The 12,471-nt window shown below is 62.1% G+C and carries 10 protein-coding genes and 1 pseudogene; 2 read left to right on the top strand and 9 right to left on the bottom strand.

Annotation, left to right across the window (positions count from 1 at the left end; all coding sequences use genetic code 11):
* Window positions 1-94: 94 nt before the first annotated feature.
* Window positions 95-196 (top strand): annotated as a pseudogene (locus VFJ08_RS04880) (IS1595 family transposase); the annotation flags it as partial.
* 90 nt (window positions 197-286) lie between these two features.
* Here VFJ08_RS04880 and VFJ08_RS04875 read toward each other — a convergent pair.
* The 9 genes from VFJ08_RS04875 to VFJ08_RS04835 all read right to left on the bottom strand — a co-directional run bounded on the left by VFJ08_RS04875 (window position 287) and on the right by VFJ08_RS04835 (window position 11,970).
* Window positions 287-3,772 carry a hypothetical protein gene (locus tag VFJ08_RS04875; protein ID WP_324995744.1) on the bottom strand — a complete coding sequence of 1,162 codons (3,486 nt, stop codon included), beginning with the start codon at window positions 3,770-3,772 and terminating at the stop codon, window positions 287-289.
* Window positions 3,773-4,222: 450 nt separating this feature from the next.
* Window positions 4,223-4,990 carry a DUF3618 domain-containing protein gene (locus VFJ08_RS04870; protein ID WP_324995742.1) on the bottom strand — a complete coding sequence of 256 codons (768 nt, stop codon included), beginning with the start codon at window positions 4,988-4,990 and terminating at the stop codon, window positions 4,223-4,225.
* Window positions 4,991-5,033: 43 nt separating this feature from the next.
* Complete coding sequence (locus tag VFJ08_RS04865; protein ID WP_324995740.1) at window positions 5,034-5,630, bottom strand: DUF3618 domain-containing protein; 597 nt, start codon at window positions 5,628-5,630, stop codon at window positions 5,034-5,036.
* Window positions 5,627-6,052, bottom strand: coding sequence for a phage holin family protein (locus VFJ08_RS04860; protein ID WP_324995738.1), 426 nt, complete (start codon window positions 6,050-6,052; stop codon window positions 5,627-5,629). Before VFJ08_RS04860 ends, VFJ08_RS04865 begins: the two co-directional genes overlap by 4 nt.
* Before the next feature lie 11 nt (window positions 6,053-6,063).
* Complete coding sequence (locus VFJ08_RS04855; RefSeq protein ID WP_324995736.1) at window positions 6,064-6,792, bottom strand: hypothetical protein; 729 nt, start codon at window positions 6,790-6,792, stop codon at window positions 6,064-6,066.
* 597 nt (window positions 6,793-7,389) lie between these two features.
* Window positions 7,390-8,346 (bottom strand): ABC transporter substrate-binding protein, encoded by a 957-nt coding sequence (locus tag VFJ08_RS04850; protein WP_324995734.1) that lies wholly within the window; start codon window positions 8,344-8,346, stop codon window positions 7,390-7,392.
* A 43-nt stretch (window positions 8,347-8,389) separates the two neighbouring features.
* A complete protein-coding gene (locus tag VFJ08_RS04845; RefSeq protein WP_324995732.1) occupies window positions 8,390-9,382 on the bottom strand; it encodes an ABC transporter permease in 993 nt (330 codons plus the stop codon).
* A gap of 36 nt (window positions 9,383-9,418) precedes the next feature.
* A complete protein-coding gene (locus VFJ08_RS04840) occupies window positions 9,419-10,963 on the bottom strand; it encodes a sugar ABC transporter ATP-binding protein (RefSeq protein ID WP_324995730.1) in 1,545 nt (514 codons plus the stop codon).
* A gap of 248 nt (window positions 10,964-11,211) precedes the next feature.
* Window positions 11,212-11,970 carry a FadR/GntR family transcriptional regulator gene (locus VFJ08_RS04835; RefSeq protein WP_324995728.1) on the bottom strand — a complete coding sequence of 253 codons (759 nt, stop codon included), beginning with the start codon at window positions 11,968-11,970 and terminating at the stop codon, window positions 11,212-11,214.
* Between the two features lie 139 nt (window positions 11,971-12,109).
* On the opposite strand from VFJ08_RS04835, the gene VFJ08_RS04830 reads away from it, so the two are divergent.
* Window positions 12,110-12,471, top strand: a 362-nt coding sequence (locus VFJ08_RS04830; RefSeq protein WP_324995726.1) for an SDR family NAD(P)-dependent oxidoreductase, incomplete at its 3' end; no start/stop codon positions are given.

The raw sequence follows: 12,471 nt of genomic DNA, 5'->3' as shown, positions 1-12,471 counted from the left end.
GGGACAGTATACTTAACTTTTTTAGCCGAACTGCTATCGACTAGAACCAAAAACGGTTACGGTTAGATAATTATACTGCCCTCCTCCTAGCAAATACCGTTTCAACCGGCGGTTCAACCTGCCGGTCATGATCGAGCGCTTTGCCTATGCCGCAGCGCGCATCGCACCCATGCCGTATTGGTTCCTGAAAATGGCTGGGCTTGTGCGTAATCAGGTTCCCTTTAGAAACCTCGTCGCTAATGACAGGCGCCCGCGGCAAGCCGCGGGTATGGAAAATCAATGCCGCTTACAATTCGTCCTTGCCTTGATCCGCGTCCAAGGCGTTGATCTTGCCATCATCGAGATACATGTCGCCGCTGGAAAACAGCAGCGCGAGCTGATCGGCGTCCAGCGCGCCGCCGGGGGCAATGTCCTTGATCACGCCTTCGATGTTTCCGTGTAATGTATTGGCGGCGTTGGGCTTGAGCACATAGCCGAGCGCTTCGAGGCCGTTGGGCAGCTCGTGGTAATTGACCAGGTCGTCGTCCTTGGAGCCTTTATCGATGACTGCCTTGGCCATGGTGTGGCTGATGCCGGCCGCGCTCGGGTTGACCCAAAGGGTGTTTTTCTGCCGGGTGAGCGCGCCGTCCTGCAAGGCCGTGCCGAGCTGGTCGGGGGTGATCGTCTGACCGTCGCCGTAGGCTTGAATCAGCACGCCGAGCTGCTCGTCGCTGGCTTTCAGCGGAATGCCGCTCTGCGGAAAGCCGACGCCGGCAAAGCCGTCGCGCAGTTGCTTCGCGCTCATGCCGCCATCACCCGCGCCGCTGGCCTGGCCGACATCGTTGGCCAGCGCGCCGGCCAGCTTGGGCGCTTGGGTATTGAGCTTGACGTGGCCGTCGCTGAAATACAGGCCGCCGTCGTTGAGCAGATCGTGGACTTGATCCGCGTTCAGGGCACCGTTGTCGCCATCGCCGTAGACGTGCTTGATCAGGTATTCGAGCTGATCATTGCTCGGATCGACCTTCAGGCCCTGGGCTTCAAAGCCCTGCGTCAACTCCTCATAGTTCGCATAACCGTCGTCCTTGGAGCCGTCGGCGACGATCTTTTGCGACAATTGCGCGGTCATGGCATTATTCTGTACAAATTCAGGCGCATAATAGTTATTGCCGGTCCCCACGCCGTTTTGTAAAAACTCCTCGAGATCGGCGATTTGCTTATCGTGCACATGTTTTTGGTGGAAGTACTTACCGATACCGGCGCCGAAACCCACCACCAGACCCACACCGGCGGCAATCGCCGCCCCGGGGCCGGTGAAAATGCTGCCGGCCGCGCCTTCTACGCCAAACGCCGCGGCCGTCTCAAACGCGGCCGCGCCCAGGCCGATGGTGCCTGATGTAGTCAAGCCAGCGGCGGTAGCGGTATCCAGCGCGCCGTCGATATTATCGCCTTGTTGAAACTCGCTCGCCGCGTTTTTTGCAGCGCCGGCGCCGTACAACAACTCTCCTACGCTGGCGAGCACGCCGAGGCCCTTGAGGGCGAGGCCGGCTTTGGAAATCGCCGTTTTTCCGACCCCGGCGGACTCGTCGGCCAGCGACGCGATTTCCGCCCCCGCAGTGTCGGCTTCCGAAGTCGTTAGACCGACGCTGGCGCTCTGCGCCGAGAGATATTCCGAGAGACTCGCCGCCGACTCGGTATCTATCGTTCCAGCGCTGGCAATTTCAGAGCCAAGCGTCGCGTCCGAGGCCAGACTTGCAAGCGAGGAAGAAGCAGCCGGGCTTTCCAGCGCGCTTAAAAATTCCGTGGACGACAAGCTGGACTGTCCCGAAAGATGGCTCACCGCGTCCGCGAACTCGGTGACGTCGGCGCTGCTCAGCGCGCCGCTCTGGATTTCGGCCATGAGCGTGGCGTTGGTGCGCAAGGCATTGGCCACCGCGCCTGCGTTGGTCAACTCGATTTCTCCGCCTCCCAGTGCTTCAGTTACGGCCGGCGCGCCCGCGGCTTTGATCACGCCCGACTCGCCGAGCTTATAAAGCGATTTAATCGGCCCGCCGAGCTTGGTCAGCGCTTCGCCGCCGGCGCCGAACAGGCTCAAGAAATCGCCGGCGGTTTTCACCCGGCCCCAGGCGGTCTGGGTAGTGGCCGTGCCGCTGCCGGCGAAATCCTGATAGACCGCGATGCCCGCCAGCGCGGCGGAAAATCCTTGAAAGCCGCCGCTTGCCGTCAGCTTGCTGGAAAACGATTTGACGCTGTCGCGGACCGATGCGGGGAGATTCTCGGTCTCTAGAAATGCATTGACCGCGTCCGCGGAAAATGACCCTGTTTCGCCCGTAGCGTTGTCCGCCGCGGCAGTCAAGGCGTTCGCATAAGCATTCGCTGCCTGTGTTTGTTCCGTCGGCGAGAGCCTGGCCAGCGCGGTGAAGGCATTCGACGCTGTGCCCAGGCCAAATCGCGCTTCCGTAATGCCGACCTGAAAAGCCGATTGCACGCTTTTCTGCACGACATCCGGTTTTGCCCCGGCGAGCGCCAAGCCTGGGTTGCTGGGATCCACATTGGCCTTCACGTAGTTCTTGAGCAGATCTCTGGCCGCGCCCGGATTGAACAAGGCGACCTGGCCGAGCGTGTCGTTGACGATATCGTTGGCTGCGTCTGGATTGTTCTGCCGCAGCGTGGCGAGCGCGGCAATGGTGTTTGGGTCGGTGAGATAATCCGACAAACCGCGGACGATCTGGTCGCCGGACTGGCCGGTGACGCGGGTCGCCGCGTCGTCTATATCCTGATACATTTCTGTTTGTATATCAGGCTTTTGCAGATAGGTCTGCAAATCTCGTTGGGCTTGAAAGACATCGACGTGGCCTTGCAATTCGGGGACCTGTGAGGCAAGCGCCAGCGTCTTGTAGAGGTTGTACGTAGTCTTAAAATCCGAACCGTCGGCGTTTTTCTGCGCATGGTCCAGAAAAGTCTGTATCGCCCGCGAATGGATCGATTGGATGTCGGATTGCGGAAGAAGCGGCGCCTTCGCCAAAGTGCCGATGGCGTTATTACTCTCGATGGACGAATCAGTGGATGAGCTTGCGTTGGTATACGCACTGGTGGTGAGGCTCCCGCCGCCAACGTACTCGATCCCACCGCTGTCGGCATACAGATGCCGTTCGATGCCGGCCAGCTTGGGCGCGTGCTGGGCGATATAGTCTGCGCGCTTGCCGGCTGGTTGGGCCAGCACCGCATGCACATCCTCGGCCGGGGCGCTGCCATCGACCGCATAGCGGTGGCCGGGCTGGGCGGCGTTGAGTTGCTTTAAATAGCTCGGCAGGTTGGCCCGGGTCTTCTGCCCGGTCAGCGCCTCGGGGTCGGTGATTTGCCCGCTTTGGGCGTTCTGCACCACGACGTGGCCGACGCCGTCGCTGGCCTTGCCGGTGTCCTTGAGGAAAACGATGTTGTCTTTGCCGTCGCGGCCGGTCTTGGCCGCTTGGCTCAGGCAGTTGGAAGGATCCTGCTTAGGCTTGTCGCTGAGCAAGGATTCGGGGCGGTCGTTGTGGGCGTGGCGCATCGCGCGTTGGACGTGCGCGCCCGGACCGCCGCTGTCATCAGCCTGCTGACGGTGGCCCATTTGTTGCGCTCGGCGCCGCGCGCCGGCGCTACCGCCGTCGTGTGCCTGTTTGAGGTGGGCCGCTTGCTGCTGTGATGCGTCGTGCCGCGCCTTGGCGGCCGCGTGCTGAAAATGCGCGGCTGCGTGCTGGTGCCGGGCGCTGTCAACGTGGGGCCGGTAGCTGTCTCTCGTTACTTTCGCGGTCATGGCCCACTCCTTTTTCTAATTCAAAACGATGACAGCCTTGGCCGCGAGAACTAAGAGGCCGGCAGCGACTGCCCGGCGATCAATACATCGCATCTACTTTTTTCCACATAACATTCGCTTCATAAAAACAAATGTTATCGTCAACATTCAACATAATATAACGTCGTCCGCAACGCAAACCCCGGGCACAGCAAGGCAAACAGCCGCCCACGAAAGCCACGCGCGGTTTATGGGCCGGCATTTGGTTCACTTGGAAAGAGATCGGGTGCGCTCTCAGCGACGTGCAAGCCGCGAATCAAATATCTTTCGACCGCGCGGTCGACCCAAGGGGAGAGCTAACGCCGCTCCCCTTTGGAAACCCCATTGCCAAGGTACCCGCGGCAAGCCGCAGGGTATTGGTGAATATAGTTTTACCTAATTACGTGTGATGACAATACCTGGCCAATCGCCTTAGTTTCGCTCGTCGCGTAGGTCCTGCCGGTCGGCTTCCGACTTAGCGGCATCCTTGGCTTCTTCGGCAGCGACTTCGGCAACCGATTGCACCTGGCCGGTTTTTTCGCTCCCTTTGGCGCGGGTTTTGGCGACGAACTCGTCGCGAGCCGAGCCAAGCGTTCGGTCTTCCGAACGGCTACGCGGCAGACCGGCGGCTAGCGCCGCGCCCAGGGCCAGACCCACCGCGGCGGTGACCAGCGGCTGCTCTCGACGCATGTTATCGGCGCGTTCGACCAGTCGCGAGGCGCCTTGCTGGGTCGTATCGTAGACGCGCGAAGCGCCTGCCCGGGCGCGGCGCGACATCCGGTCGGCGGCCTGTCGGCCGCGCCCCGCCGTATGCGCGACTTCGTCCCGGACGCCGCGCGCCGACTCGGCATGCGCCTCGGCTTTCGAGGCCATATCGTCGACCCCGGACGACTCGCGTTTCCGGCGGGGGGTGGGCGTGTAGCGATCGATGCTCCGGCGCGCGGTGTCGGAACTCGAAATCATCAACCAGGTCAGGCCCACCCCGAACGCCGTCAACGCGACCGGATTACGGCGTACGCTGCGTTGGAAATTACAGAAAAACTCGTCGGCGCCGCTCGAGTGCAGCGTGTTCCGTGCCCGCTCGACGATGTAATCCGTGGATAGGCGATGCTGCAGGGCATCGAGCGTTTGCCCCATCTGTTCGCGGTTCCGATCCAACGCCTCTTCGATTTCGCTCAGACTGTGTCCGTTGCTGGCCATAAAATGCTCCCAACGCTATCGACTGCACGTGATGCGCGTTCGATCAACGATTGTGTGATGTAGACGAGGCATCCCGTGGCGACTTTGCGGTGCCGGCCGGTCCCGTACTGGTTGCGCGGGTCTTGTTCGTGGACGGCGAATTCGGGTCCACTTGGGCAGTTGGATGACGGTCCAGCGCATCGCGATCGTCCGATTCGGCGGTCTGATGCGGGCGTTGTCGCGCTTGATCCTCCCCGGAAGACGATGCTGCGTTACGGTCGGCGCCATCGTCTGCGGCTCTGCCCGGGGCCGTATGCGATCGATTATCGGCGCCCCGCGCGGCCGGCGGTGTCCGCGGACCCGTGGAAGCCGTCGGTCGACTCGGAACCGAGCCTTCGCGCCCGGCGAACAGCAACCATGCCAGGCCCACCCCCATCAATGTCACCGGGAGCGGGTTGCCGACCACGGCTTCACGCAGGCGGCTGGTCGTGCCGTTTTCGCTCTTGGTGCGCGCATAGCGCCAAGCCTGATCGAGCAGCGTGCCGGGCGTGAACCGATCTTCCAGCAATTCCAGATTATGCTCGATACGCGTTCGATTTTCGGATAAATCCGCTTCTATTTCCCGACGGCTGCGCGCCGATGTTTGCTCGTTACGGCTCATCGCGTCTGTTCCCGGGCGAACGACGCCTCTTTCTGCAGTTCACGCGCGGTATGCTCGAGCGTCATATTGCGCGCCTTTAACAGGCTACGCCCTATCGCCAGCGCCAGTAGACTGATGAGAACGATAGCCCCGCCGATGATCAGCGCGGACAGCCACATCGGCAAGACATGAGCCAAGCCGAAGATTGCAGCCTGCATTAGCCCGATCAGGCCGACCGTAAGCAGTACGAAAGCAATCACGAGCGAAGCGACGCCGCCTTGAAGCTGCGTGACTTTTTCGGAAACCTCGGCCCGGGCCAGCGCCGCTTCGTTGCGCACCAGCGACATGAGTTCGAGCATGAGACTGCGAATCAAGCTACCGATGGCACGATCTTCGGGTGCGCGCTGGCCATGGTCGTCGTGTTTATCGTTTTGAGAGTCCATAAATAACCTGACTAGTAAAGCGTGATATCAAGATCGACGGTCCGATCCGTGCGGGCATCGACTGGCGGCCGCCGATCCGGGCCGCCCGGCCCGCCGCCCGGGCTTGAAAAAGAGCGCGCCGACCGGGTTTCGTTTTCGACGGTTCGGGGCGCCGCTGCGCGGTGCTCGTATCCGGCGGTGGTGTCACGAGGATTCGCCGGCTCGGCGTTCGACGCCGTATGAGCCGACGCCGCCTCGCCGGTATGGTCCGTTTGGCCGGATCGATAGCCACGGTCGCCCGCTGTACTTCGCAGAAAACGGGTGGCCGCGAACCCGACGACCACGGCGCCGGCAATGAACAATCCCGGCTGCCGATTGGCGAGGTTCTGGATGTCCCGCGCCAACTCGTCGATATGGCGCTGCCGAAAGCGATCGGACCAGTAGTCGATGCGTTCGGCCACGTGGCCCACGTAGGTGGCCACCGTATGCTGGTCCTTACGGTTCAATTCGTCGGCCGTGCCGCGCAGCGCCTCCGCCATCGCACGGACCTGTTCGGCCGCGACATTCTTCTGGTTTTCCAGAAGGGACTGAAGCTCGTCCCGGGCATTACCGATGGCGTCCCTTGCCTCACGTTCGGCTTGATCGCGATCAAAGCCCGGCGTGCTGTCGTTCCGAGTGTGGCCGCCGCCGGCGCCTTGCTCTTCTCTATGGAGTCGATCACCCGCGTCCGGGTCATCTCCTCGACCGTATCCACCGTTCATCTGGCTTCTCCATTGATGTATACCGACCGGAAAGGCCATCGCCGGGAATGCGACTGCCGCCCATCGCAGCCCACTGCCGGCGCTGTCGGCTACGTTGACGCGATTAGATGATTCCGATCGAATTTGGTGATCGCAATTTAATCGTTTCTCGCATCGTAAATTCTTTGGAAAGCCATAAGTGGGAAATCTAGGGTTGCCACTAGGGGCTGTTTTCCCTAGAAAAGGCCGGACGGTATTTTGGCTTCGGCCGATCTATAAATTGTCTATCAAGGAGGGCCTATCAAGGAGGGCCTATCGAGGAGGGTGTGGGCAAAATAATGATCGTTAGATCGATAAACGCACGAATTCGCGCAGGTCGGATAGGCGCTAGCCATAACCCGACTTGCACGTAAGCATTGTTTCAAAGTTTTTACACGCTATTTATTGTCTACGCCCGCATTAGCCCGGCGACCTAAAGGTAGGCTTTTTTGGGGACTAATGATGCGAGCCGCTTCGGCTCGCGCGCGACACGGACACGTGCCAATCCGTGCGATCGGCGGCCCCGGCTGTATTTCGGTATACCGCCGGGGCCGCCCGGGCCGATTCGTTGCCGACTCGTTATTGATACAGATTCGTCTTGATCTTCGGCTCGTCCATATTGGACTTGTCGTACCAGTAGAAACCGGTATCGATCGTCTTGGGCACGCTCTTGCCGTGCAATACCTTGAGCGCGGTATCGACCAGCTTCTTACCCATACCGACCGGGTTCTGGGTAATTGAGCCGGTGAGCACGCCGTTCTTGATCGCATCGATCTGGGCCTTGCCCGAGTCGAAGCCGATGGCGACGATGTCGTCCCGGCCACTCTCCTTGATACCCAGCGCCATGCCCACGGCCGAAGCCTCGTTCGAGGCGAACAGGCCGTCGAGATGTGGATGCGATGCCAGTATCGCCTTGGTGATATTGGCGGCCTTGGACATATCGCTGTTGCTGTACTGCGGCTGCAGCAGCTTGATGTTCGGGGCGTTCTTCTTCATCCAGTTGACGAAGCCGTCGCGCCGGTCGGTGCCGGAGACACTGGTCTGATCGTGGATGATCAGCCCGACCGTGCCCTTGCCATCCAGCAGCTTGGCCATATGCTTCGCCGCCTCGGCTCCCGCGGCCTTGTTGTTCGTGGCCACGGTGGTTACCGGCACCGGGCTCTTCACGCCGGAGTCGAAAGCGATCACCGGGATGCCCTCGCTCTTGGCCTGCATCATCATGGGCGCGGCCGCGCGGCTGTCGAGCGCGGCGAACCCAATGGCATCGGGGTGCTTGTTGAGCGCGGCGCGAAGTTGGTTCATCTGAATGGCGACATCGGACTCGGTCGGCGGCCCCACGAAGGTGATGCGCGCGCCTTTCTTCTGCGCCTCTTGCTCGGCCCCCTGCTTCACGGCCTGCCAGTACTGCTGCGAAAAGCCTTTGGACACGATCGCGATATAGGGCTTGTCGCTGTCCGCGAGCGCCGGTGCGACGGCGCCGACCGACAGCGCGAGCCCGACGGCGGCCGCGACCAGCGCGGATCGAATATGAATCATGATCTCCTCCGTTTCGTTTTTCCTGGGGTCTTTGGGGCGACGCTCAAGCCGCGGCCTTGCGCCGGAAGTTGTCGAGATACACGGCGGCCAGGATGACTACGCCGAGGATCACGGTCTGCCATTCCTGGGGCACCGAAATGATCTGCAGGCCGTTGGTGAGCACCGACATGATCAGCGCGCCGATCACGGTGCCGAGAATCGAGCCCACGCCGCCGAACAGCGAGGTGCCGCCGATCACCACCGCGGCGATCGCCTTGAGCTCGTAACCCATGCCGAGCGCCGGCTGGGCCGAGTTGAGCCGCGCCGAGATCAGCACTCCGGCCAAGCCGATGAACAGCCCGCCGAAGCTGTAGATCAGAATCTTCCAGCGCCGGGTGTTGATGCCGGACAAGGCGGTGGCATCCTCGTTGCTGCCGATGGCGTAGGTGTAGCGGCCGAACACGCTCTTGTTGAGAACGATCGCCGCGATTATCGCGGCCGCGATCCACAGCAGCACGGCGTTGGGGACATCCAGCCCCGGCAAAATATTCCCCTGGGACAGCATGTAATAGCTCGGCGTGGCGCTGAAATAGATCGGCGCGCTGCCCGAAATCACCAACGCCAATCCCTCGGCGACCAGCATCATCGCCAGCGTGGCGATGAACGGCGGGATGCCGAGCATGGTCACGTTGAAACCGTTCACGAACCCGATGACGCCGCCGAACAGAATCGTTAGCGGCACGCCAACCGCCACCGGCAGGCCCCAGTAGGTAATGAACACCCCGGACATGACCGCGCACAGCGACATGCCGGTGCCCAGCGACAGATCGATGCCGGCCGAGATGATCACGAACGTCGTGCCGATCGCCAGCGTGCCGATGACGACGGTCGCCAGCAGGATCGACATCAGATTGGAAAAGGTCAGGAAATTCGGGCTGGCGAAGGAGAAGAAGACAAAGATCAGAATCAGTCCGCCGAAGGCCAGGAACTGCTGGAACTTGCCACGCAGCCCGGGCGGGAGACGGCCCATCCCGGCCGACTTTTCTTTTTTTGCCATAGGCGTATTTCCGTTGACCGTGCTCATTTTCGGCCCTCAAGTGGTTTCGGCCGCGGGCGCGGCTGAAAGTGTGGCGTAGTGCATGACTTTTTCTTGATCGGCTTGGTCGGCATCGAGAACGGCGGTCAGCCGGCCTTCGCACATCACCGCGATGCGATGCGACATGCGCAGCACCTCCGGCAGTTCCGACGAGATCATGATGATCGACTTGCCCTGGCTCAGCAGGTCGTTCATCAGCCGATAAATCTCTTCCTTGGCGCCGACGTCGATACCGCGCGTCGGCTCGTCGAAAATCAGAATGTCGCAGCCCTTGAGCAGCCACTTGGCGATGACGACCTTCTGCTGGTTGCCGCCGGACAGGTTCTTCACCGGCTGGCGCACCGACGGCGTCTTGATCCGCAGCGAATCGACCAATTCGTTCGAGCGCGCGGCCATCTGCCGGTCGCGCACCAGCCCGGACACCGAAAACAGGTCGGCCATCGTGGCCAGCGTGATATTGAACTTCACGTCCTGCCCGAGCAGCAGCCCGAACCGCTTGCGATCCTCCGAGAGATAGCCGATGCGATGCTTGGCCGCATCGGCCGGGCCGCGGATACGGATCGGCCGGCCGCGCAGAGTGATTTCACCGGACTCGATCGCGTCGGCGCCAATCAATGCACGCGCAAGCTCGGTACGCCCGGCCCCCATCAGCCCCGCGACGCCCAGAATCTCGCCCTCGCGCAGGTCGAAGGACACATCGTCGAGAAAATCGCGGGTCGACAAGCCGCGTACCCGCAGCAGTTCGGCGCGATCGGCGCGGACATGCTCCGGCCGGTGCTCGGTCGAGACCGTACGCCCGACCATCAGGGCGATGATCTCATCCATGTCGGTACCGGCGACCTTGCGCACGCCGACATTGGCGCCGTCGCGGATCACCGACACGCGGTGCGCGATCGCCTTGAGTTCCTCCATGCGGTGGGAGATATAGATCACGCCCATGCCGGGCGTCATGAAGTGATGGATCAGCTCGTGCAAGAGGGTGACTTCGTTACCGTTCAGAGCCGCGGTCGGCTCGTCCATGATCAGGACTTTCGGCTTGCCCATCAGCGCCTTGGCGATCTCGACCATCTGCTGATGTGCAACCGTCAGGTCGCCGACGACTTGGCGCGCGGCGAGCGGCAGATGCAGTTCGTCGAGATAGGCCTGAGCCTGACAGTTGAGCGCGCGGTGATCCAGCCAGCCCCAGCGCCGTGGTTCGCGGCCGATGAACAGATTCTGCGCCACCGTCAGGTCCGGAATCAGATTGAATTCCTGATGGATGATGCCGATGCCGCGCGCCTGGGCATCGGCCGGGCCATCGAGATGCAACACCTCGCCTTCGTACACGATCTCGCCGGCATCGGCGGCGTGGATGCCGCTGAGCAGCTTCATGAGCGTCGATTTGCCGGCGCCGTTTTCGCCGGCCAGCGCCAACACCTCGCCGGGATAGAGTTCAAGATCGACCCCCGACAGCGCCTGCACGCCGGGAAAGCCCTTGCTCACATCGCGCATCGACAACAGCGGCCCGCGCTGGCTCGGCTGCTCCGCGGTCGATGACGCCATGGCTTATCCCTCGCTGGAACCGCGCGTCGTCCGGGATCATCGGGATCTGCCGGCGAGACGCCGCTTCTTTATCGATTGTCACGCGGCGCGGCTCGACCGGTCTTTGCCGGCCCCAAGCCGTCGCCTGACTCCGATTGAAGCAAACGTCTAATGGCCTGACCTTTATACGTTAGTGGTACATCGAAGCCGCGACAGGTACGCGCGGCTCATGTTTGCACCGCCGCCAAGCCACTGGACGCGCCGGTTCGTTACTCGGAAAAGAATACGCCAAGCACATGATCCAGATGCTTTTCCATCGCCTTGCGGGCGCCGGCCTCGTCGCCGGCCTCGATGGCCGAGACGATGCGTTCGTGATCGCCCTGCGAACGGTTCCACATCTGATTTTCCATATAGTAGGCCTGGAGCCGGCGGAACATCACGCCGTATCGATGGCCGAGCAAGTGCTTGATCAAGAGCGCATAGGCCGCGTTGTTCGATGCCTCGGCGATACGGATATGCAGCAGCCGATCACCCACGAAGCGATTGCCGCCGGGTTCGCGGTTATCCTCGACATTGCGGGCCAGCGCCGCGCGCAGCGCGGCCAGATCGTGCCCGTCGGCGTGCTGCGCCGCCAGCGCCGCGGTTTCCGGCTCGATATGCCGGCGTGCCTGCAACAGCGCGAACGGCGGGATCTCTTCTTCCAGGTTGAGCTCGATCTCGCTGGTAAATTCCGGATCGATCCGCCACGGCTCGCTCTTGGCGGCCGCCCGCATGACCGGTTCGGCCGAGGCATGGCTCGAATCGAGCACCACCACACCGTGCCCGACCCGGACCTCGACATCGCCGACCACTTCCAGCGCGATCAGCGCCTCGCGCACCGAGGCCCGGCTCACGCCGAGCTGCTGCGACAGCGCACGTTCCGGCGGTAGCTTGGTGCCGGGCGGAAACTCGCCGTCCCGGATCAGCCGCTGCAGCTGATCCGCGATCTGGCGATACAGGCGTGTCTGACGGACGTTGGCGATCGGCACGGTTGAATCACTCGGGATGAGACGAAAGTTCGAGGCTCGGCGACCCGCAATGGATTGCCAGCGTCATGTTGCCACACTACGCTTGAGACAAAGGCCTGACCAATGAGTCGACAATAATGCCATCACCCGCGATCCGCCCATGAGGCTGGAGAACAAGACCGCACTGATCACCGCCGCCGGCCAGGGCATCGGCCGGGCCACCGTGGCCCGCTTCCGCGCCGAGGGCGCGCGGGTGATCGCCGCCGATATCGATATCGCGTCGCTGGCCGACGAACCGGGCATCGAAGTGCATGCCCTGGACGTGACCGATCCGGCCGCGATCGCGCGGCTCCGGGATCAATTGCCGAGGCTCGACGTGTTATTCAACTGCGCCGGCATGGTGCCCGCCGGCAGCGTGCTCGATTGCGAACGCAGCCTCTGGCAGACGAGCTTCGATCTCAACGTCACCTCGATGTTCGACATGATCCGCGCCTTTCTGCCCGGCATGCGCGCGTCGGGCGG

It is taken from the genome of Salinisphaera sp., from assembly GCF_035690525.1.
In the GTDB taxonomy this organism is placed as follows: Bacteria; Pseudomonadota; Gammaproteobacteria; order Nevskiales; family Salinisphaeraceae; genus Salinisphaera.
Note: the sequence above shows the minus strand (reverse complement) of the source record. Positions and strands in the feature narration are given on the sequence as shown.